Source organism: Woeseia oceani, assembly GCF_001677435.1.
In the GTDB taxonomy this organism is placed as follows: domain Bacteria; phylum Pseudomonadota; class Gammaproteobacteria; order Steroidobacterales; family Woeseiaceae; genus Woeseia; species Woeseia oceani.
Genome location: NZ_CP016268.1, coordinates 2,423,651 through 2,448,613 on the forward strand (window position 1 = coordinate 2,423,651; position 24,963 = coordinate 2,448,613).

Annotated in this window: 24 protein-coding genes and 1 tRNA gene; 15 read left to right on the forward strand and 10 right to left on the reverse strand. The window is 58.7% G+C overall.

Translation table 11 applies throughout. The annotated features are described in order from the left end of the window. Nucleotides 1-8 precede the first annotated feature (8 nt). The 3 genes from BA177_RS10915 to pcnB are packed head-to-tail and all read right to left on the reverse strand — an operon-like array spanning nt 9 to nt 2,563. Nucleotides 9-683, reverse strand: coding sequence for a deoxynucleoside kinase (locus tag BA177_RS10915; RefSeq protein WP_068616195.1), 675 nt, complete (start codon nt 681-683; stop codon nt 9-11). A gap of 39 nt (nt 684-722) precedes the next feature. Then, the gene (gene folK / locus BA177_RS10920; RefSeq protein ID WP_068616197.1) at nt 723-1,235 is read right to left on the reverse strand and encodes a 2-amino-4-hydroxy-6-hydroxymethyldihydropteridine diphosphokinase; all 513 of its coding nucleotides are present in this window, start codon (nt 1,233-1,235) and stop codon (nt 723-725) included. Then, complete coding sequence (gene pcnB, locus BA177_RS10925) at nt 1,232-2,563, reverse strand: polynucleotide adenylyltransferase PcnB (protein ID WP_330385128.1); 1,332 nt, start codon at nt 2,561-2,563, stop codon at nt 1,232-1,234. Before pcnB ends, folK begins: the two co-directional genes overlap by 4 nt. Nucleotides 2,564-2,643: 80 nt before the next feature. On the opposite strand from pcnB, the gene BA177_RS10930 reads away from it, so the two are divergent. Then, nucleotides 2,644-2,719 (forward strand) — tRNA-Glu (locus BA177_RS10930). A gap of 155 nt (nt 2,720-2,874) precedes the next feature. Here BA177_RS10930 and BA177_RS10935 read toward each other — a convergent pair. After that, nucleotides 2,875-3,567 (reverse strand): hypothetical protein, encoded by a 693-nt coding sequence (locus BA177_RS10935; RefSeq protein ID WP_068616198.1) that lies wholly within the window; start codon nt 3,565-3,567, stop codon nt 2,875-2,877. A 212-nt stretch (nt 3,568-3,779) separates the two neighbouring features. Between BA177_RS10935 and BA177_RS19085 the strand changes: the two genes are divergently transcribed. Beyond that, nucleotides 3,780-4,049 (forward strand): YHYH domain-containing protein, encoded by a 270-nt coding sequence (locus tag BA177_RS19085; RefSeq protein ID WP_197492985.1) that lies wholly within the window; start codon nt 3,780-3,782, stop codon nt 4,047-4,049. 75 nt (nt 4,050-4,124) lie between these two features. On the opposite strand, the gene bla is transcribed toward BA177_RS19085, so the two are convergent. Further along, the gene (gene bla / locus BA177_RS10940; protein WP_068616200.1) at nt 4,125-5,021 is read right to left on the reverse strand and encodes a subclass B3 metallo-beta-lactamase; all 897 of its coding nucleotides are present in this window, start codon (nt 5,019-5,021) and stop codon (nt 4,125-4,127) included. Nucleotides 5,022-5,605: 584 nt separating this feature from the next. Between bla and BA177_RS10950 the strand changes: the two genes are divergently transcribed. From BA177_RS10950 to BA177_RS10960, 3 genes are all read left to right on the forward strand, one after another. After that, entirely contained in the window at nt 5,606-6,262 is a 657-nt protein-coding gene (locus BA177_RS10950; protein WP_082990046.1) for a PEP-CTERM sorting domain-containing protein, read from the forward strand. Nucleotides 6,263-6,378: 116 nt separating this feature from the next. Next, complete coding sequence (locus tag BA177_RS10955) at nt 6,379-7,065, forward strand: DUF2490 domain-containing protein (protein ID WP_068616205.1); 687 nt, start codon at nt 6,379-6,381, stop codon at nt 7,063-7,065. 199 nt (nt 7,066-7,264) lie between these two features. Then, on the forward strand, nt 7,265-7,951 hold the full coding sequence (locus tag BA177_RS10960) for a DUF2490 domain-containing protein (RefSeq protein ID WP_068616207.1): 687 nt from the start codon (nt 7,265-7,267) through the stop codon (nt 7,949-7,951). 222 nt (nt 7,952-8,173) lie between these two features. Here the strand turns inward: BA177_RS10960 and BA177_RS10965 are convergent, their stop codons facing one another. Then, nucleotides 8,174-8,776, reverse strand: coding sequence for a hypothetical protein (locus tag BA177_RS10965; RefSeq protein WP_068616209.1), 603 nt, complete (start codon nt 8,774-8,776; stop codon nt 8,174-8,176). Between the two features lie 136 nt (nt 8,777-8,912). Next, a complete protein-coding gene (locus BA177_RS10970) occupies nt 8,913-9,296 on the reverse strand; it encodes an MAPEG family protein (RefSeq protein WP_068616210.1) in 384 nt (127 codons plus the stop codon). Nucleotides 9,297-9,451: 155 nt separating this feature from the next. Between BA177_RS10970 and BA177_RS10975 the strand changes: the two genes are divergently transcribed. The 3 genes from BA177_RS10975 to BA177_RS10985 are packed head-to-tail and all read left to right on the forward strand — an operon-like array spanning nt 9,452 to nt 12,182. After that, nucleotides 9,452-10,774: an NTP/NDP exchange transporter gene (locus BA177_RS10975; RefSeq protein WP_068616212.1), complete on the forward strand. Its 1,323-nt coding sequence runs from the start codon at nt 9,452-9,454 to the stop codon at nt 10,772-10,774. Further along, entirely contained in the window at nt 10,771-11,697 is a 927-nt protein-coding gene (locus tag BA177_RS10980) for an aldo/keto reductase (protein ID WP_068616214.1), read from the forward strand. The genes BA177_RS10975 and BA177_RS10980 overlap by 4 nt, the downstream gene beginning before the upstream one ends. A 56-nt stretch (nt 11,698-11,753) precedes the next feature. Next, entirely contained in the window at nt 11,754-12,182 is a 429-nt protein-coding gene (locus BA177_RS10985; RefSeq protein WP_068616216.1) for an RDD family protein, read from the forward strand. A 12-nt stretch (nt 12,183-12,194) separates the two neighbouring features. Here the strand turns inward: BA177_RS10985 and lptG are convergent, their stop codons facing one another. Further along, nucleotides 12,195-13,262: an LPS export ABC transporter permease LptG gene (gene lptG / locus BA177_RS10990; protein WP_068616218.1), complete on the reverse strand. Its 1,068-nt coding sequence runs from the start codon at nt 13,260-13,262 to the stop codon at nt 12,195-12,197. Further along, on the reverse strand, nt 13,259-14,362 hold the full coding sequence (gene lptF / locus BA177_RS10995) for an LPS export ABC transporter permease LptF (RefSeq protein WP_068616220.1): 1,104 nt from the start codon (nt 14,360-14,362) through the stop codon (nt 13,259-13,261). Before lptF ends, lptG begins: the two co-directional genes overlap by 4 nt. A gap of 215 nt (nt 14,363-14,577) precedes the next feature. Between lptF and BA177_RS11000 the strand changes: the two genes are divergently transcribed. The 7 genes from BA177_RS11000 (at nt 14,578) to BA177_RS11030 (ending at nt 23,625) form a co-directional block, all read left to right on the forward strand. Next, nucleotides 14,578-16,074, forward strand: a complete 1,497-nt coding sequence (locus tag BA177_RS11000) for a leucyl aminopeptidase (RefSeq protein ID WP_068616221.1) — start codon at nt 14,578-14,580, stop codon at nt 16,072-16,074. Nucleotides 16,075-16,079: 5 nt separating this feature from the next. Continuing rightward, nucleotides 16,080-16,508, forward strand: a complete 429-nt coding sequence (locus BA177_RS11005) for a DNA polymerase III subunit chi (RefSeq protein ID WP_068616223.1) — start codon at nt 16,080-16,082, stop codon at nt 16,506-16,508. 11 nt (nt 16,509-16,519) lie between these two features. Then, nucleotides 16,520-16,786: a hypothetical protein gene (locus BA177_RS11010; protein ID WP_068616225.1), complete on the forward strand. Its 267-nt coding sequence runs from the start codon at nt 16,520-16,522 to the stop codon at nt 16,784-16,786. Between the two features lie 51 nt (nt 16,787-16,837). Further along, a complete protein-coding gene (locus BA177_RS11015) occupies nt 16,838-19,594 on the forward strand; it encodes a valine--tRNA ligase (RefSeq protein ID WP_068616227.1) in 2,757 nt (918 codons plus the stop codon). A 122-nt stretch (nt 19,595-19,716) separates the two neighbouring features. Continuing rightward, nucleotides 19,717-20,682, forward strand: coding sequence for an AAA family ATPase (locus BA177_RS11020; protein ID WP_068616229.1), 966 nt, complete (start codon nt 19,717-19,719; stop codon nt 20,680-20,682). Then, complete coding sequence (locus tag BA177_RS11025) at nt 20,654-21,664, forward strand: DUF58 domain-containing protein (RefSeq protein WP_197492986.1); 1,011 nt, start codon at nt 20,654-20,656, stop codon at nt 21,662-21,664. Before BA177_RS11020 ends, BA177_RS11025 begins: the two co-directional genes overlap by 29 nt. Further along, entirely contained in the window at nt 21,661-23,625 is a 1,965-nt protein-coding gene (locus tag BA177_RS11030; RefSeq protein WP_068616231.1) for a transglutaminase TgpA family protein, read from the forward strand. Before BA177_RS11025 ends, BA177_RS11030 begins: the two co-directional genes overlap by 4 nt. On the opposite strand, the gene BA177_RS11035 is transcribed toward BA177_RS11030, so the two are convergent. Then, entirely contained in the window at nt 23,622-24,914 is a 1,293-nt protein-coding gene (locus BA177_RS11035; RefSeq protein WP_197492987.1) for an MFS transporter, read from the reverse strand. The genes BA177_RS11030 and BA177_RS11035 overlap by 4 nt on opposite strands. Nucleotides 24,915-24,963: the final 49 nt, after the last annotated feature.

Here is a 24,963-nt window from a genome sequence, read left to right on the forward strand (position 1 = left end):
CGACCAATTCAGGCCAGTGCCACAGCCGCCGCCGGGTTGAAGAAATGCCGGCCGCTGGTTGTGCGCTGTATTTGTTCGAATAATTGCCGGTAATCGGCTTCATTGCTCACGGGGTCGATGGCCGCGGCGTTGACGATCAGCAACGGTGCTTCGTCAAAATTATGGAAATGACGGGCGTAGGCATCGGTCAGCTTTTCCAGGTAAGCGCGGTCAATGGTGCGCTCGTACGGTATGCCCCGGCCGGCGATCCGGCGCAGCAGCGCATCCACTGGCGCTTGCAGATAAATCACCAGATCGGGCACCGGCGCATCCACGTCGAGCTTGGCGCAGATCTGTTCATACAGTGCCAGCTCCTCGGGATCGAGATTGCACTCGGCAAACAGGCGGTCCTTGTCTATATGAAAATCCGCGATCCGCACGGGCGCGAACATGTCCGCTTGGCGCAGTTCTTCCATCTGGCGCGCCCGTTGAAACAGAAAAAACAACTGCGCGGGCAAAGCAGCACTGCGGCCGGTTTTGTAAAAGCGCTCAAGGAACGGGTTTTCTTCGCGCGGCTCCAATACCAGTTCGCCATCAAAACTTTCTGCGAGCCTGCGGGCCAGACTGGTCTTGCCCACGCCGATCGGTCCTTCGACAACGATGTAGCGCGGTCCTTGTTGTTTTTGTTTGAGGCTCGTAAGCACGTGGTGAAACTTCCTGTTGCGTGCAGCGCACTGGCCGCGTCAGCGTGTTAGTCGTTCGATCGCTGGCTCTGACAACACAAGCTGCTGCACCAGTTGAGGAACACTGGGCAATCCAGGAATTGGCAGATGGGGAGCAATCTCACTGAGGGGCAACAATACAAAATTTCGTTCCGCAATGCGCGGGTGAGGCAGCGTCAGCTCGGCCGTCGCCACGCTCGCCTGGCCATAGACCAACAGGTCCAGATCCAGCGTGCGCGGCCCCCAGCGCTCGCCGCTGCGGGTACGGCCCTGAACGTTTTCAATGGCTTGCAAGCTCGTCAGCAGGCCCTGTGGCGCGAGGCGGGTCAGAACGGCAACGACAGCATTGATGAAATCCGGCTGGTCCTGCGGTCCGACGGGTGCTGAACGGTACAGTGACGAACAGAGGATCAGACGTGACTGCTCAAGGCCGGCCAGGGCCTTAATGGCTTGTTCGACCTGTTGCACAGGCTCGCCCAGATTGCTGCCTATGCCGATGAACGCCGGCCACCAGTGTGGCCGAGTTTCGCTCATGAGGATTCGGAACTGGCCGCGCGCCGTTTTCGCGGTCGGCGGCGGCGTTTTTTGCGGGCGGGACCGGCACTGTCGGTGACCGCGAACTGCTTGTCGCGGGCTTCCGACGGCTGGGTCTGAATATCGGTCCAGAAATCAGCCAGCTTCTGATCCACTTCGCCCACTTCAGCGCGCAGGACAAAGAAGTCGTACGCGGCACGGAACCGCCGATGCTCCAGCAATTTCATTGCGCGCCGGCCATTGACAATTTCATAGCGCGGTTGCAGCGACAGCATTTCGCGCATGGGTGCTGTAAAACGCTTCGGAATGGAAATTCTCGATTGTTGCAGGCCGGTGATATCCCAGCCCGCAGCGGCCAGAGACTGGGCAACGGTCATGCCCTCTTCCTCGCGCAGCTGTTTGGCACGCTCGCGTACCGGCGCCCACAGGAACACGCCAATAAGGAACATGGGCGTTACGGATTTCTCTTCGGCGATGCGGCGATCGGTGTTGATCAACGCGGCTTCTACGAAGCGGACAAAAGACTCGTCCGAATCGAGGTATTCATCGGTCTCCGGAAACAACTGGCGAAACAGATTGTGCTCGCGCAGCAACTGAAACGTCTTGAGCGCATGACCACCCTGAAACATCTTCAGGAACTCGTCGAACAATCGGGCCGGCGGTACGTTGCGCAGCAACTCGACCGACTTACGCATCGCCTTCTGCACAGACCGGTGAATGGTGAAATCCAGCTTGCCGGCAAAACGCACGGCACGCAGCATTCGAACCGGGTCTTCACGCAGCCGGGTTTCAGCATCGCCGATCAACACCAGGCGACGCTTTTGGATATCTTTCACCCCTCCGACGTAATCCCAGATACTGAAATCAGCAATGTTGTAGTAGAGCGCATTGCAGGTGAAATCCCGACGCCAGACGTCTTCGTCGACCGTGCCATATACGTTGTCGCGCAATATGCGGCCATCGTTGTCGAGCGCGGAATCCGGGTCGTCTTCCTCATCGCTTGAGGCCCGGAAAGTGGCAACCTCGATGACCTCGCGGCCGAATCGCACGTGCGCCAGTCGAAACCGCCGCCCGATCAGGCGGCAATTGCTGAACAATGCGTTCACCTCATCCGGGTGAGCATCGGTCGCAATATCGAAGTCTTTGGGGTGCAAACCCAGTATCGCGTCCCGCACACCGCCGCCTACCAGGAATGCCTGGAAGCCTGATTTATGCAAGCGATACAATACCTTAAGCGCGCTGTCGGAGATCTCCGAACGGGAGACCGTGTGCTTGGGCCGAGGGATTATTGTGGGTTTTTTTGGTTTTTTCGAACGGCCGATATTCAATAGAGATTCCGCTTGAGGAATGGGGACGCGGCCGTATAATAGCAGCCCCCGCCAGCCGGGGCAGTCAAAAACAACACCATGCTCCCTTCGTCTAGTGGTTCAGGACGCCGCCCTCTCACGGCGGTAACACCGGTTCGAATCCGGTAGGGAGTACCACATTCCAGTATCACCTAGCACCCATGCTGCGGCGTCAGGCATCCGCCACTTCCTGGGCCTTCCTGCACTAGGAATTGACGGCGACCGCGCGTTGCGCGTCCCGGCCCCACCTCAAGTAATGTTGTTTTGCACCCCAGTGTTGCTCCCGAGCAGAGCTATTCAGCTGCCTTTGCAAGTATCAGCACAATCCCCAGCACGCCAGGCTCGACATCCTTAGTCGAAACCGACAGCCGTCGAAAATCGTGCCACGGTTCATATTGAATACCTGCCGTCGCGCCAGTCCAGATCACGTAGGCATCAGGGCCATAGCCAATCGCGTGCACCTCGCAGATTGAGGTGCGGCAGTGGATCAATGGGATGTTGAACTGGGCCAGTGCCGGTCTGTCAGCAAAGTAAGCAGCGAACTGCTCCTCCATGTAACTTGCCCACGAGTCCTCGCGGTCTTCGGTTTCAAATCGGGAATGCAGATCGTCCGGTACATTTCTGCCCATCACTTCGGCAATCTCTGGCGAGTAGACGCCTGCGGAATCCCGTGATGCCCGTGCAACTGCCGCATTAACTGAATTGCCCTGCGAAGACTCCTGGTGTCCTGGTAACAACGATTCGACTGGGGCAGTCGTTGCAGATGCAGATGAATGAGATGTTTGTTGCGAACCGGGTTCGTCGAGCACTTCAGTCCGTGGCACTTGTACAGTCACTTCCGTAGTAGAGACCGATGCCGACGGCGCAGCTGTCAAACCAGTATCCGGCTGCAGTAACGGAGATTCGTTGCGTTGCTCGCCAAACAACAGAAATCCCGCACTGGCCACAATGACTCCGAGTAAGAATCCAACCATGAGCTTGGACATACTACCCTCCATTGCCAGGGCGTCGAGTTAGACGTTCCACCGACACAGGATGTGCGAGTGGCCTACATACATTCAAAGTGGATGCGCCAGCCTGAGCTTTGGTCGCATAATTACAGAAAATTTCACTCCGACCGCATTGGACATCCCGGCGCAGACGTTGCAGCCATTCTCTATATACTCTGCGAACTGATTCAACCTTTAGGGGTGCTGCCGTGTCGAAGCTCCTGCTGTCGGTAATACTCTCGAGTACTTTGATAGCCGCGCAACTTGGCAAGGTTGCCGCTCATCCCGGTGGTACAAACGTGGACGGCTGCCACACCAATCGCAGGACTGGCGATTACCACTGTCATACGCCCAAGTCACCGCGACCCGGGCGACAAAACTACTGTCACGTACTTAACGGGAAAGCCCGTTGCGGGTACGCGAGAGCTTCCTGCGATGATCTGGTCGATCAATTTGGCGGGGCTTGTCGGCCTGAATAAGACTGTCCAGGCAACATGCGTTGCACTTGCTGCGAAACTCCAAAGCCGCGATTCCGATAAAACCGGATAACTTCTCTAATGCTTCTGTTCTGATTCAATCTGCGCGGCTTGTTTTTCCTCATCCAATGCCGTGAGGAAGCGTTGCTCCAGTTTTGCGACTAACGCAAAGAACCCCTCCGGATCAACGAATGTGTCCGCATCGTACGGTTGGCCGGGTTTGTATTTGTCATGCAGACCGTATTGACTGGCGTGCGCGGCAACCCAGATATCGACGTCCAGTGCCTTTTGTGATTTGAAGGTCTTGGCGTAGTCGTCCCGAATGCCGGGGTATGTCTCGTCTTCGTGGAATTTTGTGCCGGGGTTGATGCTGCCCATGTTGGCAATCAGTACCCTGTAGTCCCGTCCGTTTTCATGCACCCGCAGCGAGTAGCTTGTACTGCCCGCGGTATGGCCGGGATGTTCGTGCACCGTGAGTCTGGTTTCGCCCAAGGCAATGACATCACCGTCACTGATGATGTGCTCCACGCTGACCGGTCGGAACGTTTCGCTGCCGCCGAACAACGGATCGCTGAATCCCCCGTCTTGCAGTAATTTTGCATCCGGCGCTGTCGCCCAGAGTTGCGCCCCACTAAGCTCTTTGATCTCGGCCATCGCACTGACGTGATCGAAGTGCGCCTGGTTGGTTAGCAACCTTTTGACGTCGGTGAGTCGGAAGCCAAGCGCCTCAATATTGTCGCGTATCAATGCGGTGGAACCTGCCATGCCGGTGTTGATCAGGATATGGCCATCATCCGACGTCAGCAGGAATGAGCTGAGATCGTACGTGCCCACCGAATAGAGATTCGCGACAACCCGGTGTGCGGGGAAAGGCTTGTCCCATGCCGGCGGGTAATCCTGGGCTGTTGCGGAGAGGCTCACGAGGCAGAGCACGCTAAGCCAAAAAATCCGGCAACCGATAGTCCATTTGTGCATAAGCGCTCCCCTTTAGAGACAAACAACACGTATCGATCTGCTGCACCGCGCTTGCCGGCAGCAACCGAACCCGGATGATGTCGACATTCGTTACGACCGTCGAGGTGAAAGTGAACGTACCGACGCCCGCCATTGCCTGCACCTCGGGCCGTTTCTTGGCGGCTTACGCATAACCCGGAACGGCTGGCCGGGCTCTCCGTCGGCTCAGCCCGCTGGCTTCGAGCCGTGCTGCATAACGCCCCTGTCTGCATACACCGTTGATTTCTTAAGTACTTTGCATCCAGTTCGGGCATGCATAGCATGCACCTGGTGCACTGTGGAACTGTTATCCCCGGCAATTCCGGATGCCAGCATTGTTCTTGTTCGCATCGTTGCCGATGGCCGTTCTGACAGCACAGTTATGCATCGACCATATGATGTCGGTTTTCTTTCCAAGGTATCGGGGCAAGGGTATCAAGCACTTTTCAAGTTATTGTTTTTTATACCTTTTCAAAGTTGGCCTCGTTCTTGCTTTATCTATCGCAAGCCAGCCAGACACACTGGCGCAGCAATAATCCGAATTAACAGGATCAGGGATAGAATTCATGAAGAACAGGACAGGACGAATCGTCGCGCTGGGAATGCTTGCGACCTTTTTCACCTCACTGAGTCACGCCGAACTGATTGATCGCGGTGGCGGCCTGATCTATGACGACGTCCTCGACGTCACGTGGTTGCAGGACGCTTCGTATTCCGGCACCAGCACAGGCATTGATCGCCGAACACAGAGCGACGCTGCCCAGTGGGTGGACGATCTGGTCTATTACGATTCCGTCCGTGACCAATACATCAGCGACTGGCGCCTGCCCTCAACGTTCAACGACCCCTCATCCTGGGGCTTTGACGAAACGGGCATGAGCAGCGAGCTGGCGTTCATGTACTACGTCAACCTCGGTTATGCGGCCAACTCCAGCCTCAGCCCTTCGGACCCCGCGCCGACGTCAATCAACTACAACCCGTTCCAGAATCTGACCTACCGTGGTTACTGGTCCGGCACCTTGACCGATAACCCGAATCGCCCCGATCAGGTCTGGTCTTTCCACTTCCATTTCGGCTACCAGACTTTTGGTGGTGGTGAAGGCGACAAGATGCGCATCTGGGCGGTACGCGACGGTGACGTTGCCGTACCGGAACCCGGCACGCTGGCTCTGCTCGGCCTTGGCCTTGCCGGACTGGGCTTTTCACGACGCAAGAAAGTCTGAAGGTAGCGCATCGCAATTGAGAAGAAGCCCCGCTGGTCGGGGCTTTTTTTTGCTTTATAAATTGTCGCCATACCCGCATCATTCAGCGCCGGATACTCCATTCGCAACAACGCTTTATGAAACTCACGCTGCTCGCAACCGTAATTCTGGCCTCTGCCGTCTCGACCACAACGCATGCGGCCGATGAAGCCAATGGCTTTTGGGGGATACTCTCAGCGTCAGACAACATTCAGCGCGCGGGCACCAAGACACGCTGGCGGTATGGCCTCGACATGCAGTGGCGGCACTCTGAACGCGGCTCTGGCAGTGATCAGTATGTCCTGCGGCCCTCGTTGGGCTACGACCTCAACCCAAATATTACAGTGTGGGCTGGCTACGGGTATTTTCTTACCGAGCCGAACGTTGGCAGCAATCGCTACGAGCACCGCTGGTGGCAACAAATCAATTGGACCGCGAAACGCTTGAACTGGGGAACGTTGTCCTTCCGCACGCGACTGGAAGAACGGGATCTCGAACGTGCTCGCGATATTGGATTGCGATTTCGCCAGCAACTGCAATTGGCGATGCCGTTGCCAGCTTGGCAGCTAACCCTCATTACATCGATCGAACATTACAGCAACCTTCGCGACACGGACTGGGGTGCGCGCTCCGGCTTCGACCGTTTGCGCAGTTATGCCGGCGTCCGCATGCCGGTGAGCGAGAAATTGGCACTGGAGTTCGGCTACATGAACCAGTGGGTTAACCGGGGCGAGGAAGACGCGGTCAATCATCTGGCTGTATTGCGTTTACGCGCGAAATTCTAGGAAAAAAGGCCTGGCCGCTCACTCAGCTTCTCCTGAGCGCACTGTTAGCCAGCTCGCCAACTCTAATTCCGTCTGCACTCTCCACCGCCCTGCGCCGACAAAGCCGATTTGGATTATTGCTCGCGCGTTCATTACACTGCCGCCCGGCCGCACAGCTGGTTGTGTCGTGCAGTACCTTTCGATCGACAGGTTAGACTGAATGAAATTCGCATCACTGCTGATTGCGTCGCTCGCGATCGCAATCTCAACAACGGCGGTTGCGGCTGATGAAGCGAACGGCGCACGCCTCATTTTTGCAACCTCGGACAATATCCGGCGAGCGGGAGAGCCTACCCGATGGCGTTACGCTGTCGATGCCCAAGTGGGACACTACGCACGCGGCAGCGGTACTGACTTTTACGGTCTGCGGCCAGCACTCGGTTATGACCTCAAACCGAACATGACTGTGTTGGCTGGCTACGGCTATTTCATCTCCGATCCGACGGGTGGCAGCAGTCGCAACGAACAGCGCTGGTGGCAACAATTCACCTGGACAGCGAAGCAATGGGACTGGGGCGCACTCGTATTGCGCACCCGCCTGGAAGAGCGTGAATTTGACGATGCGCACGACGTTGGCCTGCGCTTTCGACAGCAATTGCAGTTAGCGATGCCGTTGCCGTCCAATGCCGCAAGCGTGATCGCCTCTGTCGAGCATCACAGCAACCTTCGCGATACCGACTGGGGTGCAAGCTCAGGCTTCGAGCAGTTTCGCAGTTACCTTGGCCTGCGCATGCCGGTGCACAACAAGCTGGTTATCGAAGCCGGCTATATGAATCAACGTCTCAATCGCAGCCCCGAAAACGCAGTGAATCACGTTGCGATGCTGCAGTTTCGCGCGAGGCTCTGAGGCACGCGATACGCCCGGGAACGCGCCAGGCTACCTGGCGTACGCCGCGCCCGGCCCATCCCATGGCTGACCACGCGCAAATCGGTGCAACGGTTCAATGCTTCAGTGGCAGCGCAACAGGCTGTACTGCTGTAGGCCGTCAGCCTCCCGAAGCCAGCCGACCGAGTCGAGCGCCGACAGTCGCAGCTACCGGCGCTACTCGTGCGTATTGCCAGTGCGGTCCTAGCGATCGCCACCCACGACCCGACTGCCGATTTCCCGGCGCTCCGGCAACGGTGACGGGGCAAGACTGAGGTCGAGGCTGATCTGCAACGTCGTGCCCAACTGCTCCGGCTGAAAGAAAGCGATGTCGCTTTGCAGCCCGAAAGGCATATGCCGCGCAAGCCCGCTACGAACACCGAGCCAGGCATCCCTGACGAAAGCCTGATCAACAGCCGTAAGGCCATAACTGCCCTGCTGCAGCTCCGGGTAACACTGACTTATATAATGACTCTCACAGAAGTCGCCGGGGTTCGGCAAGCCGCCGTTATGCCACGACAGCTGCAAACCGTAACGGTTCATGACAGCCGAAAACGCGCTGCTCGCGGCTGCGGCGGTCGTGCCGCAACTCACGGGATTGCCGGCGGCAATCCCCGCTGCCCGCCCCTGATTGACCAGTGAGCTTCCATCCAGTCGATATGCGCGCATCGCGCCTTGCAGATTGTCATCGACGGTGGTCGCAAGCTGCGCGCAACCATCGGCTGGCGCCGCAGCGTAGGCTGCAGAGACAGCGCCTGCCAGCGCGACCATAAACAGAGTGAAAAAACGTACCGATGCCCTTCCCATGACAGCTCTCCTTAGCCGAAATGTTGCTGTAAACCGGCCCGCTGCAGAGCGGTGCCGGACCGTCAGCATCGGATAACGACGGCCGCGGTTACAGTGGCGAATTCAGGTGAAGAACACAGTTATGCATACGGTGATGCTAGAGCATTTTTAACAAGGCGCCGATCATGCCGCCGATAAGCAGCGCCATCATTGGCAGCCAACCCAGGGTAAACCCCATGCTGCGCTTACCGGGATCAACCAGATAGCTGGCGCGATAAACGAAACGACCGATGATGAACAGCAGTCCAAGACCCGCGGCAATCAACGGGTTCACGTAGAGCGCAAACAACCAGAGAGCGGGCAAAAAAATGACTATTTGCTCCAGCGTGTTCATGTGCACCCGAAACATGCGTTCGAACTCCTCATGACCGCTGACGGCTGGTGCCTTTACGCCGTGCTTCACGCGCATTTTCCCGACCTGAAACGCGAACACAAACAACTGCAATAAGGCCAACCCCGTTACGATCGCTACAGCTTCCATTATTCTCACTCCCATTGCTCTGGATACTGACCCAGGCTCCGAACACGCTCTTCGGTTCACCCCGTAGCCGAATTCAGTCATTATGCACACTTACCTGGCTTGCCAACGCCTCAAAGCGCCAAGACGGCCAACACTGGAACGACCGGTCCCGTTTGATGAGTGACAATTCACCGAGGCGTAGTCTGCTGAGCGCCACTGCCCACTTGCTGGGCATCGAAGACCGGGAGTTCGCCGCGGTCGCCTGGTCGTTCGCTTATTTCTTCTGCCTGCTCTCAGCCTATTACATGCTGCGCTCGGTCCGCGAGGCGATGGCCATTGTCGGTGGCACCGAGAATATTCCGTGGCTGTTCATGGGCACATTTTTCGCCATGTTGCTGGCGGCACCCGCATTTGGCTGGGTCGCGTCACGTTTTCCGCGCCGACAATTTCTCCCCTGGGTCTATTATTTTTTCATCGCCAACATTCTGTTGTTCTTCGCGGCTTTCACGTACCAGCAGAACAATGGTCTGGATCAGGTATGGATCAGCCGCGCGTTTTTCGTCTGGCTCAGTGTGTTCAATCTGTTCGTGGTCTCCGTGTTCTGGAGCTTCATGGCCGATATTTATTCCAAGGAACAGGGACGACGTCTGTTTGGCATCATTTCCGCCGGCGGCAGTACCGGCGCGCTGCTCGGCCCGTTGGTGACCAGCGCGCTGGTTGTACCCATCGGATTTCGCAACCTGCTGCCGATGTCCGCCCTGTTGCTGGCGTTCGCCGTCTTCTGCATCTTTCGTTTGCGTCGTTGGGCGACAACGCGCGACGAGAAACAAGACAACCAGCAGATCGGCAGCGGCATACCCATTGGCGGCACCGCGCTGGCGGGCATCAAACTGCTCGCGACCTCGCCCTACTTGCTGGCAATCGCCACTGCCATGATCATCGCCAACTTTCTTGGCGTCGCTACCTACATGTACATGGCGGAACTGGTCGATGCGACGTTTGCGGATACGGATCAACACACGCGGGTGTTCGCAATTCTCGATGCCATCCAGAATGCACTGTCATTCATTGGCCAACTGATACTGGTCCGGTACACGGTGCGCAAACTGGGCGTTGGCATCACGCTGGCAATCCTGCCAGTGGTTTCAGTGCTTGGCTTTGCCTTGCTGGCGATTAACCCGGTCTTCATCGTGATAGCGGCCGTACAGGTGCTGCGACGCTCCATCACCTTCGGCTTGACGAAGCCAACAACGGACATGCTGTACTCCGTCGTCTCCGCGGAAGAGCGTTACAAAGCGAAGAACTTCATTGAGACGGCGGTCTATCGCGGTGGCGACCTGATCGCGAGCTGGACGATCCGCTTTATCGGAGGCATCGGCCTCACGGGTGTCGCACTGGTTTGCGTACCGCTGGCAGTAATCTGGACCCTGCTAGCTCTGCGCATCGGCCGTGAGTATAAACAGCGCGATGACGCGTTGCTGCAAAGCAAAACAGGATGAGTCGAAGTTCCAGGACAAGCTGGTCAAGACGCGACTTCCTGGAATGCGCGGCTTTGGCATCACTGGCTCCTGCATTGAGCGCGGCTGCACAGGACACCACCATGCGTACCCGGGAAATACCCGGCAGCGGCGAATTGCTGCCAGTCATCGGCCTCGGCACCTACGATGTTTTCGATGTCGCCGGTACAGCTCACGAACTGGCCGAACGCAACGCCATCGTCGAACTGCTGCTGGACAAAGGCGGCAGCCTCATCGACACCTCACCCATGTACAACCGCTCGGAGCGTATTCTGGGCAGCGTATTGGACGTCAGTGGCCGGCGCGCAGATACCTTTCTGGCCACCAAGGTCTGGACCAACGGCCTCGAGGCGGGTGTAGCGCAAATGACCCGTTCGGCCGAGCTGATGCGTACAGACGTTATTGATCTCATGCAGGTGCACAACCTGCGCGACCTCGATACTCAAATCGGCACCGTGCGGGAATGGCAGCAGGATGGCCGCATACGGTACAGCGGCATTACCCACTATCGCGAGAGCGCGTTTGACGCGATGGAAGTAGCCATGCGTCGCCACCGGCCGGATTTCATCCAGATCAACTATTCGCTCGGCGAGCGCGCAGCGGATGAACGGCTGCTGCCGCTTGCCGCCGACATGGGTATCGCGGTACTGATTAACCGCCCGTACCAGGCTGGCGCGCTGTTTTCAAAAGTGCGTGGTCAGGAATTGCCGGACTGGGCCCGCGAGTTCGCCGCGAGCTGGGGCCAGTTCTTTCTCAAATACATCATCAGCCATCCCGCGGTAAACTGCGCGATACCGGCTACCAGCAAACCGCAGCACATGGCAGACAACCTTGGCGCCGGTTTCGGCAATCTCCCCGACACAGCGATGCGCCGGCGTATGCTGAATCACTACCTTTCTCTGTAGACGAGCAAACCTGTCTGCCAGAGCTTCCCTCAATTTCAAACCCGCAAGACATTCTGATGAAAAATGCACCTTTTGGCCGGCGTCTCGGCGCCATTCTTTACGACACCCTGTTAATTCTGGCGGTCTTGTTTCTCGGCACGATCCCGTTCATCGCCCTGCGTGGCGGCGAACCGGTCGAAAGCGGCAATGCAAGTTACCAGCTGTTCCTGCTGTTGCTGATCTACCTGTTCTTTGTGGTGTTCTGGTCGCGCTACGGGCGCACGCTCGGCATGCAGTCCTGGGGATTGCGGATCGAAGACGAGCAAGGACGCTTACCAGGCATCGGCGCCTGCAGTGTTCGCTTTGCTGTCGCCCTGGTTTCCTGGGCGCCTGCCGGACTGGGCTACGTCTGGCAACTCATCGATCGCGACGGCCTGAGCTGGCACGACCGTGCCTCGGGAACCCGGTTGCGCTATTACCCGCGCCCGGCGAAAGACCCAAAATAGCCTGGCGCGTCGCTAACGCACCCGGCTCAGCGCGAAAGCCGTGATCGCCAGTAGCGCAAACGTCGGCATCCAGGTCACAAGAGCCGGGTTCAGGTTGAACACCTGCCCGGAATTCGCGAGGGTTTCGCTGGCCAGGAAGTAACCCAGGCCGATCAGCACACCGATCATCAGGCGGCTGCCGGTTCCCGCCGAACGCAATGAACCGAATACAAACGCCAGGGCCAGCACCGGCATGATTACCACCGTGGCGGTGGAAGATATGCGTGACCACAGCTCCATTTCGTACCGTACTGCCGACAGGTCGTTGCGGCGCAAATAGCCGATGTAGCTCATGAGCCCACGCGCCGACAAACTGATCGGTTTGACCAGCGTGATGCCCAGCACGTCGCCGTTGATATTGAAATCTTCGACTTCGCGTGGCGACTCCACGACCTCGACGGCATTGTTGGCAAACCGGGTCGAGCGGTAATTCTCCAGGATCCAGTGATCGGCATCATCGATCCCGGAGTTTTCCGCGCGACCTATCGATTGCAGGTTGTCGTCATCGTCAAACTGGAACAGATAGACAGTGCCGAACTCGAATTCGGAATTGACCCGTTCAAGATTCATGATGACGTTGCCGTCTTTGACCCAGGCAGCGTTGCCGAAGTCCTGCTTTTCTTTCTCGTAACGCGCTTCATTGCGCATGTTGCGCGCGTAGTAGTCGAGTGGCGGTCCGATGAACTCGCCGATCAACGCTGTCGTAACCATCAAGACCAGGCCAGCCATCGCGACCATTCCTCCCAGCTGCGGAACCGACAGTCCGGCGGTACGCATGACCACGAGTTCGCTGTTACTGGCAAGGCTTCCCAGACCCAGCAATGCGCCGATCAATGCCGCAATTGGCAGCATCTCGAACGCCAATTGCGGCAATCGTAACGCGGCATACAGTGCGGCCTGCGGGATACCGAAGGTGCCCTGCACGTTGTCGATCTGACCGATGAACTCAAAAAGGCCCGCCAGCGCCAGCAGCACGATCAGCACCAGCAAAGTGCTGAACAGGATTGAGCGCATCAGGTACATCGAGAGGATGCCAGTCATGCCGCTACCGCCCGTTGCCGCGCGAACAGTCGTCGATGAATACCGTTCTGCACGCCGAGCAGGCCGAGTGCCGCCGACAACATCAACACGTGCACCCACCAGATTCCCATCCAGGGCGGCACAGTGCTCTGCTCGACCCAGGCTTTGCCCGCGCTCAACAAATTGAAGTAGATAATGAATACCAGCAAACCGGTGGCGATGCGGCCGTAGCGCCCCTGGCGCGGCTGGCTGCGGCTCAGCGGAACAGCGAAAATGGCAAGAATCAGTGTCGACAACGGCACGCCCAGCCGCCAGTGCAGTTCGGCGACGTGGGCCGGATCGCGCGAACCGAGCAATTCGCGCGTCTGCATGGCGCGCGGCTCCAGCTCGGGTTCCGAGAGATCGGGTAACTGGTAAGGGATGCCGTGCTCGGCAAACTCCATGACGGTGAAGCGCGCCGTTCCAGGCACGCCGGAGTAGCGACGGCCGTCGTGCAGGACGAAGAACCGCGTGTTCGGGTCGTCCGAATCACGCTGCTCGCCGCGCTCGGCGACGACCACTTCCACGTCACCCGCGACGGTACGGCGCTGCAGAAACACTTTTTCAACCGCTCCGGGTCCTATAACCCGCTCGGCATAGACCACGGAATCATCACCGCCGGTGGCCGTGAATTTGCCCGGCTCGATACTCGCGAGATCGGCCTGGCGGCGTGCTTCCACGCCAATCCGCTCAATGGCGGTCAATGCGCGCGGCGCGACGTCCATGGCCAGCCACGCGACGCCAACTACGAGTGGCAGCATCAGCCAGGTGAGCGGCCGGTAGATGCCGGCCGGGCCGACCCGGCAGGCCATCATGGCGGGCATTTCACTGTCCGCATAGAGGCGCCCCAGCGCCAGCATGATGGACAGGAACAGGCCGATGGGCACCAGAATCGTGAGGTATTGCAGTCCCGTCAGGCCGATGATCTGAAATACCGCGTCTTTCGGCAGTTTGCCCTTGGCCACGTCACCCAGCACCCGCGCGAACTGGTTCGTCAGCAGGATGAACAGCAGAACGGTGGTGACCGCGAGCCAGGTCTGAGCGACTTCGCGGAATATGTAGCGATCGAGGATCCGAATCATGGAAATTCTGACGATTTCACTTGGAAATCCGCAGTTAACGCCGGGCATTAGGATCGGTTAGACTACCGTCTTTGAGATGTTCGGGACAGCCCCATCGTCGCCCAGCTCTGGACGATCGTCCAATCAGTACAGCAAACCGGCAACTCAGTACTCACAACGGTTGCGCCGCGTGTGTCAAAGCCGCTGCGCGACACTAATAATTACAGGCAGAGTTTATGGATTACTTCACGACGACCAGTGCCGCCAGTCGGCGCGCGGCAAGCGCCATTGTTGTTGGCATTTACGATCGGAACAAGCTCAGCCAGGCAGCCGCCGAAATCGACAAAGCCTCCGACGGCCTGCTCAGCAAACTGCTCAAGAGCGGCAGCATTTCCAGCAAGCTCGGTAAAGCGAGTGTGCACCACTCGTTGCAAGGCACTCGCGCGCAACGTGTGGTCACCGTTGGTCTGGGTAAAGCCGATGAGTTTGGTGTTGCAGCGTTGCGCAAGGCCACTGCTGCCGCGATGACGGCGCTGGACAGCCACAAGATCACCGAGCTCGTGTCCTACCTCACTCTTGAGCCCGCTGGCAAAGCCAGCCCTTACTACCTCGCCCGTCATACCGTGCAAACGATAGGCGATGCGCTGTACCGCTTCGAGATGATGAAAAGCACGCGTCGTTCGCCGGCGCCGACACTGAAAAAAGTCGGCCTGGCTGTCGAGAAACGAGCTGACAGCGCGCAAGCCACGCTCGGCGCAGAACATGCCGATGCCATCGTTAAGTCCATGTCGCTCGCGAAAGACCTGGGCAACCTGCCACCCAACGTTTGCACGCCTACCTATCTCGCCCGTACGGCGCAGAAACTGGCCAAAGAGCATGCGCGCTTCGACACCAAGATAGTCAACGAAACGGAAATGAAGAAGCTGGGAATGCACTCCCTGTTGTCCGTGACGGCCGGCACTGAAGAGCCCGCCAAGCTGATCGTCATGCAATACAAAGGCAACGGTAAAGCGGCACCGGTAGTGCTCGTCGGCAAAGGCATTACATTCGATTCGGGTGGCATTTCCATTAAGCCCGGCCCTGGCATGGACGAAATGAAGTACGACATGTGCGGTGCAGCCAGCGTTATCGCCACGATGGCCGCGGTAGCCACACTGCAACTGCCCATCAATGTCACGGCGGTCGTTCCCGCCTGTGAAAACCTGCCCAGTGGCAAAGCGACCAAACCCGGCGACATCGTCAAGAGCATGTCCGGCCAAACCATTGAAATTCTGAATACGGATGCCGAAGGCCGTCTGATTTTGTGCGATGCCCTGACCTATGCACGACGGTTCAAACCGGCCGTCACGATCGACGTTGCAACGCTGACCGGTGCGTGTGTCATAGCGCTGGGCCATCACACTTCAGCAGTCATGAGCAATAACGATGCACTGGCTAACGAGCTTGTGGCATCGGGCGTCAGCGCAGAAGATCGGGCCTGGCAGTTACCAATGGCGGACGAGTACACGCAACAGTTGAAAAGCAACTTTGCGGACATGGCCAATGTCGGCGGCAGAGAGGGTGGCGCAATTACCGCGGCCTGCTTTCTCAGCAAGTTCACGGACGGCATGAACTGGGCGCACATGGACATCGCCGGCACCGCCTGGCAAACGGGCAGCCGTAAAGGTGGTACCGGTCGCCCGGTGCCGTTGCTGACGCAGTTCCTGCTGGCGCGAGCGGCGGTTCTGCCCTGAGCGCGATGGCCAAGGTCGACTTCTATATTCTGTCAGCCGCGGAATCCTCCGCGCGCTGGCAATTCGCTTGCCGACTGGTCGAAAAAGCCTACCGTCTCAACAACACGGTGCACGTCCATACGACTGAACACGGCGCGGCCAGCAGACTTGACGATTTGTTGTGGACCTGGCGCGATGGCAGTTTCGTGCCGCATTCACTCGCTGACACCACAGCCGCAGAGCGACCGCCGGTTACGATCGGCTACACAGATGACCACCTGCAAGCCGGTTGCGATCTCTTGATCAACCTCAGTGACGAAGTCCCGGCCACTATCAGTCCTTTCCCGCGAGTCGCGGAGATTGTAACCTCCGATGATAATGACCGCCGCCTGAGCCGCGCCCGCTATGCACGGTATCGCGAGCAAGGTCACACACTCGATACGCACAAGCTCTGAGGACCGCGGGCATGACCGACGGCGAAAATGACGACGATATCCCGGTATTGACCGACGCCATCGAGCGCGTGCCGACAACGTCTGCGTCGATGCACGGCGTCGATCTCGATGCACTGCAGGATGATATCTGTAGCTCCAGTCTGCGGATTGCCGAAGCGATGTTGCTCGATGCCTGCCGCGAAGCCGAACACGTCTTGATGGAGCGCACGATGTCCACCTTGCGCGCCGAGCTGCCCGCCATTGTGCGCAGCGCTCTGAAAGAACACCTCGACAAATAATCCCGACCAATCACGAAACACTGAACGCCGTCCGGCGCAGAAAGACCCAACATGGATAAGACTTACAGCCCTAGCGAAATCGAACAACGCCACTATCAACGCTGGGAAGCCAATGGCTATTTCGCGCCATCCGGTGAAGGCGAACCGTATTGCATCGTTATTCCGCCGCCAAACGTTACCGGCACCTTACACATGGGGCATGCGTTCCAGGACACGATCATGGATACGCTCACCCGTTACCAGCGTATGAGCGGTCGCAATACGCTGTGGCAACCGGGTTCGGACCACGCGGGCATTGCAACCCAGATGGTCGTCGAACGGCAGTTGAATGCCGCCGGTACTTCGCGCAGTGAAATTGGCCGTGAGGAGTTCCTCAAACGGGTCTGGAAGTGGAAGGACGAATCCGGAGGCCAGATCAACCAGCAGCTGCGGCGCATGGGCGCGTCGGTCGACTGGACCCGCGAACGCTTCACCATGGACGAAGGCCTGTCCGAGGCCGTCACTCGCGTGTTTGTCAGCCTGTTCGACGAAGGCCTGATCTACCGCGGCAAGCGACTGGTCAACTGGGACCCGGTATTGCACACCGCCCTGTCCGATCTCGAGGTGCTGCAGGAAGACGAGCCCGGTCATCTGTGGCATTTCAATTACCCGCTAACTGACGGCAGCGGCCACCTGACGGTTGCCACCACGCGACCGGAAACCATGCTGGGCGACAGTGCGGTCGCCGTGCACCCGGACGACGACCGCTACCAGCACCTGATTGGCAAGGAACTCGAACTGCCATTGGTCGGGCGACGTATTCCGGTAGTGGGCGACGACTACGTTGACCCCGAATTCGGCACCGGCTGCGTCAAGATAACGCCCGCTCACGATTTCAACGATTACGAAGTCGGTCAACGGCACTCACTGCCGATGTACAACATTTTTGACGACAATGCCGCCATCAACAACTCCGCACCGGAGGCCTATCGCGGGCTTGATCGCTACGACGCGCGCAAGAAGGTCGTTGCCGACCTCGATGCACTGGGTTTGCTGGCGGCTGTCGAAGATTACGACCGCAAAGTACCGCGCGGTGACCGCAGCGGTGAAATCGTCGAGCCCTACCTGACCGATCAGTGGTACGTCAAAATCCAGCCGCTGGCCGACCCCGCTATTGAGGCCGTTGAATCCGGGCGGATTCGTTTCGTTCCGGAAACCTGGAACAAAACGTACTTCGACTGGATGTACAACATTCAGGACTGGTGCATCAGCCGGCAATTGTGGTGGGGCCACCGTATACCGGCATGGTATGACGACAACGGCAACATTTACGTTGCTGACTCCGAAGCGGCCGCACGCGAAAAATACAAACTGGATGCATCCGTAGCGTTACGGCAGGACGAAGACGTGCTCGACACGTGGTTCTCGTCGGCATTATGGCCATTCAGCACGATGGGCTGGCCCGAGAATACCGACGCATTGAAAGCCTTCTACCCCGGCAACGTGCTCGTCACTGGCTTCGACATCATCTTCTTCTGGGTGGCCCGCATGATCATGTTCGGGCTCAAATTCGCAGGCGATGTACCGTTTCGTGAGGTCTACATCCACGGTCTGATCCGCGATCAGGAAGGCCAGAAGATGTCGAAGTCCAAAGGCAACGTGCTGGACCCGCTCGACCTCATTGATGGTGTTGACCTCGACACCTTGCTGGAAAAGCGAACTCGCGGCCTGATGCAGCCGCACCTGAAGCCGAAGATAGAACAGGCCACCCGCAAGCAATTTCCGCAAGGCATCGACGAATACGGCACTGATGCATTGCGCTTTACCTTCGCTGCTCTGGCGACTACCGGTCGCGATATCCGCTTCGACCTCGGGCGCATAGAAGGCTACAAGAATTTCTGCAACAAACTGTGGAATGCGGCGCGCTACACGCACATGAACACGGAAGCACAAAGTGACGCTGCACCTGAACTGAGTCCGGCCGACCGCTGGATCCGTTCGCGCCTGCAACGCACCGTCGCCGCCGTTCACGAACACTTCGCCAACTACCGCCTCGATCTCGCGGCGCAGGCGCTGTACGACTTCACCTGGCATGAGTTCTGTGACTGGTACCTCGAACTGTCGAAACCGGTTCTGCAATCCGAGGACACCAGCGACGCGCAAAAACAAGGTGCGCGGCAAACACTGATCGACGTACTGGAATCGCTGTTACGTTTGTTGCATCCGATCATGCCGTTTATCACTGAAGAAATATGGCAACAAACTCGCCTGCGCGCAGGTATAGACGGCGACACGATCATGTTGCGCCCCTACCCGCTGGCCAGTGACTACAGCGCGGATGACGAAGCCGAGCGCGAGATTGAATGGGTACGACAATTCATCCTCGGCGTTCGCCAGATACGCGGTGAAATGGATATATCGCCGGGCAAGACACTGCCCGTCATGCTGCAGCAAGCCTCCGCGCTGGATCGGCAACGCGCCGAACGCCATGCCGCATTGCTGGCGCGAGTGGGTCGCGTTGAGTCTGTGACGGCATTGAACGACGACGAGCAGGCGCCCCCGGCCGCCACTGCGTTACTTGGCAATATGTACCTGCTGGTTCCAATGGAAGGTTTGATCGATGTCGCTGCAGAGCGCGCACGCCTCGGCAAACAACGCGACCGCGTGCTCGCTGATCTCGCGCGTTCAAATGGCAAACTCGGCAACGCAAACTTTGTGAACAATGCACCTGCGGACGTTGTCACACAGGAGAAGAACCGGGTCAGCGAGTTCGAGCAGCAATTGCAACAACTTGCCGAGCAACTGGAAAAACTGGAGAGCCTCGCCTGACGGCCAGCAAACATATCCCGGTCTACTGAGTACTGGGTCACAAATTGCGCGCCGTCGGGGTGCATTGGTCGCTGCCATTCGCGACCATGGACACACTATTGAACTGACAGGGTCTGGTGAGCATGCAGCGCGACAATACGCTCGAAAAATTGCCGCTTGGAGCGGATGCCCGGCGTGACGCTATTGCCCGCGCCCGCGCCAGTCTCGCCACCATCATTCTTGGCAAAGACGACGAAATAGCATTGGCCCTGTCCGCCCTGCTGGCGCGCGGCCATTTACTGATTGAAGACTTGCCCGGCCTTGGCAAAACCATGCTGGCGCAAGCACTCGCGCAGGTGCTGGGCCTCAGTTACCAGCGCATACAGTTCACCAGTGACCTCCTCCCCGCCGATATCATCGGTGTTTCGATCTACCGGCAGAACAAGGGCGAATTCGAGTTTCAAAAAGGCCCGGTGTTTTCGCAGCTGGTGTTGGCTGACGAGGTCAACCGTGCCACACCCAAAGCACAAAGTGCATTGCTCGAAGCCATGGAAGAACAGCAGATATCGGTTGACGGCAAGTCGCTCGCGTTGCCCCAACCGTTCTTTGTCGTCGCCACGCAGAACCCCTCCAGCCAGATCGGCACATTCCCGTTGCCGGAGTCGCAGCTTGATCGCTTCATCATGCGCCTCAGGCTGGGCTACCCGAGTGAGGAACACGAACGGGAATTGCTGACCGGCGCCGATCGACGCAGCATGCTTGCCCACGTCGAGCCCGCCATGTCCCCCGATACCTTGCAGGCCTTGCAGCTGGAAGCCAGCAAGATGCACATGAGCGACGCACTCGTCGACTACATTCAGGCGCTGGTGCGGTTTACCCGCGAGTCGCCCGAAATCGAAACCGGCTTGTCACCGCGCGGAGCGCTGGCATTGGCCGCCGCGTCCAAAGCGCACGCTCTGATCCAAAATCACGCCGGCGTATTTCCCGACGATGTCCAGGCAGTGTTCGTGCCGGTAGCCGGACACCGTCTCAAACTCGCTAGCGGCTCCAATTATGCGCACGCGGGTGAACTGGGCCGTCATGTCCTCGATTCCGTGGCCATTCCCTGAAGCGCTGAGTCCGCGCCACCTTCGCGAACGCTTGTCGGCACGCGTGCTGCGCTGGGCCCGCAAAAGACAGGGTCTCGACCCGCACACCACGACGCTGACATCGCGTCGCATTTACATTCTGCCAACCGCCATCGGCCTGATTTTTGCTCTGACCGCGTTCGCGATGCTGCTCGGCTCGATGAACTACAACAACAATCTGTCGTTCGTGCTGACCTTCATGCTGGTAGCGCTTGGTTTCGTGGCCATGCACCAGTGCCAGCGCAATCTGGTCGGTCTGGATGTCAGTTTCGCCGGCGTCGAGCCTGTGCATGCCACACGGCCACTGGAATTCCGCATCGCCGTGCACAATCGTTCAAAGAACCGGCGCTACAACGTGCAGGTTTACGACGGTCGTATCGTTAGCGACATCCGCGATATTCCCGCTGGTGAGTCCCGGGTATTTCGTCTGGAATACCCGACCCGACAGCGCGGCCGTATGGCTGTGCCACGGTTTGGAATCCGCAGCAACTTTCCCTTTGAGATGTTCCGCGCCTGGAGCTGGGTGCACATGGATCTCGAAGCGTTGGTCTGGCCTGCGCAAGCCAGTGACGTGCCGCCGCCACCGGCCGCGCTGACAGCCACCGGCCATCGCCAACACGACGCACGCGGCGAAGAGGACTTCGCCGGATTGCGCGGCTACAGCGATGGTGATTCACCGCGGCATGTTGCCTGGAAAGCCTACGCGCGCAGTGGCGAGTTGTTGTCCAAACAATTCGCCGGTGCTGACACCAGCAGCCAGTGGTTCGACTTCGACACTCTGGACAGTACAGATACTGAACGGCGGCTGTCGATCCTGACCCGCTGGGTCGTTGACGCTGAACTCCTGCAACGCGACTACGGACTACGCCTGCCGGGCCATGAATTTCCGCCAGCGCACGGCGACGCACAACGCCAGGCCTGTTTGCGCGCGCTGGCCTTGTTTGACGAGAAACGCGGGTCATGAGCCGGCGCTCAGGCACTGACGGTTCTTTGCTGGCCAGCCTGCCCTGGACGCTGCTCGCGCTCGCATTCTCCTTGCTGCCACACGTGCCGTTTCTGCCGATCTGGATCACGGTTGCGTTTATCGTTTGTGCCGGCGGTCGCTGGCTGGTCGAACTGCGCCGCTGGCGCTTGCCACCGGCCTGGATGCGCATCGCCTTGTCACTGGCGTGCTTCATCGGCGTGCTGGCCTCCTACGAAGCCGTCAGCGGCGTCGGCCCCGGTTCCGCTTTGCTGGCCATCATGGCCGCACTGAAGCTGATGGAAACCCGCCAGCGGCGCGACCAGTTCGTGCTCCTGTTCATCAGCATATTTCTCGTGATGGCCGCGTTGTTGCGCGAACAGCACCTGTGGTCGCTGTTGTATTTGTTCATCGCCCTGCTGATCACGATGACGGCCTGGTTGCAGATGGCGACGCGCGAAAACCGCCGGCTCAGCGACAGCTTCCGCACCAGCGCCCGGCTGATGCTCTACAGCGCGCCACTGATGCTCGCCATGTGGGTGTTTTTTCCACGCATTGCGACGCCCTTTTGGGCGGTGCCCATCGACACCAGCGCGGGTACCACCGGCCTGTCCGACACCATGAGTCCCGGCGATATCAGCTCCTTGTCGGCGTCGGACGCGCTCGCCTTTCGCGTGCAGTTCGCGGACGCAGTGCCGCCACCTCGCGACCGCTACTGGCGCGGGCTGGTCCTGCACCGTTTCAACGGGCGTAGCTGGACGGGACTCGAAGCCACGCCCGACTGGGGGGCGCGCAAGCGCATCGAGTACCTCGGTGAACCGGTGGCCTACACGGTCACGCTGGAACCGACCGGCCAGCAATGGGTGTTCGCACTGGATATTCCGTACGAGGTAACGCTCGAGCGGACCTTCATGGGCCCGCAGCAGCAAATGGCGCGTGCGCAACCCATTGATCAGCGCATCGCTTACGCGGCCGTTTCCTACCCGCGCTACCGGGTCGAACATGCTGCAGGCCGACTGCCGAGAAGCTGGTATCTGCACCTGCCGGAGAACAGCAATCCCCGCACGCTGCAGCTGGCCCGCGAGTTGCGCGAGCAAGCCGGTAACGATCAGGACTTCATCGACGAGGTACTGCGCCGTTTTCACGAGCAGGAGTATTTCTACACTCTGCAACCGCCGGCACTCGGTCGCGATGCGGTCGATGAATTCCTGTTTGAGTCCCGACGCGGATTTTGCGAACACTACGCATCCGCGTTTGCCGTAATGATGCGTGCCGCGGGCGTACCCTCGCGAGTCGTTCTGGGTTACCAGGGCGGCGAGTGGAACCCCTTGGGCAATCACCTCACCGTGCGCCAATCCGATGCTCATGCCTGGACCGAAGTCTGGCTGGAGCAACGAGGCTGGGTCCGGGTTGACCCGACAGCAGCGGTTGCGCCGGAACGGATTGAGGATGGCATGTCCGGCGCGATGATCAACGGCTCGGGCGCGAGCTGGGGACTCAATGCACCCGCCATGTGGCTGCACAATCTGACCCTGACCTGGGATATTTTGAACGCCCAATGGAATGACTGGGTGCTGGGATACGGTCCCGACAAGCAGTTCAGTTTCATGGAGTGGCTCGGCATGGACGAGCCCGACTGGCAGCAGATGGTCCTGACCCTGATCGGCGTTGTCATGTTTCTGGTGGCCTTGATCAGCCTCTTGCTGATCCGGCGCTACCGACCGCCGGCAACGGATACGGCCGCACAACTCTATGCCCGCTTCGTACGCAAAGTAGGTGTACAACCGGCACGTGGAGAAACGCCGCTCGAATATGCCGCGCGGCTGAAGGACAGTGACACGGCAGATCCGCAGGCCGTAGACGACGTGACTGCGCTGTACCTGCAATCACGCTACAGCAGCAAAGGTGACAGCGCGCTGCCGCAACTGGCCACGGCGGTCAACAACTACCGTAACGGTCGCTAGGCAGTCTCGTCAGCGGCCAGCGCCTCGGGTTCGGACACGCGCAGCAACATGAGCGCGCCACCGATAAACAACGGCAATAAAGGAATCAACAGAAATTTCGGGTCATCCGAGAACAGCACACCCAGCCCCACCAGCACCGGTCCCAGCACGTGAGCAAGCTTCGTCAAGGTATTGTAGAAACCGAAAAACTCGCCGGTTTTGTCGACCGGAATCAACGCCGCATACAGTGAGCGGCTCATACCCTGGACGCCACCCTGCACCATGCCAATGGCAATTGCCATCATGTAAAACTGCCGCACATTCTCCAGAAACACCGCCCAGCAAGCAACGACAATGTACACGCTGAGCCCGATGTAGAGGGCTCGCCGCGGTCCGATGCGATGACCAATGTAGCCGTACGCCAACGTTGCCGGAAAGCCGGCGAAATTGGTTATGAGCAAGGCGGCGACCAGGTCTCCCTGGCTGAAACCCAACCGTTGGCCGAAGTTCAGGGCCATGACAATAACCGTGAAGACGCCGCCGATATATAGAAAATAGGCCAGCAGAAAGCGGGTTGCCTGGCGGTAGCGGCGCAAATCCTGAAACGTTACTGCGAGCGCACGGTAAGCATCACGGATAACACCAGAGCGCGTCTCGCGCTGCTTGCGGTGCTCTTTGACCACGAACATCAAGGGCAGGACAAACAACACCCACCAAACGGCAGCGGAGACAAAGACGAAGGTCATCACCGCCGTCGTATCGGTGAAACCGAAACTGGCCGGTGCCCTCAGCATTGCAACGTGCAACGTCAACAACAACGCGCTACCGAAATAGCCCAGTGAAAAGCCAAGAGCTGAGACCGCACTGTAGTTGCGCGGCCCAGTGACATCGACCAGCAAGGAGTCGTAGAACACATTGGCGCCGTAATAGCCGACCGAGGCGATCACGAACAACAACAAAGCAACCGGCCATTCGCCTGCGCCGACCAGTCCAAGTCCGGCCGTTGCAATTGCCCCCAATACGGCAAACAGGAACAAAAAGCGCTTACGGAAACCGCCACTGTCCGCCACTGCACCCAGCACAGGTGCAAGCAGGAAAACGGCAAGACTGGCCACAGCATTCGCGCTGGACAAGCGGCCGGTGACAATGGCGCCATCGTCACCCGCGCTCCAGTGACCGCCGAGTGCCAGGGGAAACAGGACAGCGAGGACGCTCAGCGCAAACGCTGAACTGCCGCAGTCATACAGTGCCCACGAGATAGAGTGCCGATTCAGCAGCTTGCCGGACAGTTGCCTGATCTCCCGCGCCAATTCAAAGATGCGAAAAGTGTACAGGCTCGCGTGGTCTGTCGCGGCTATT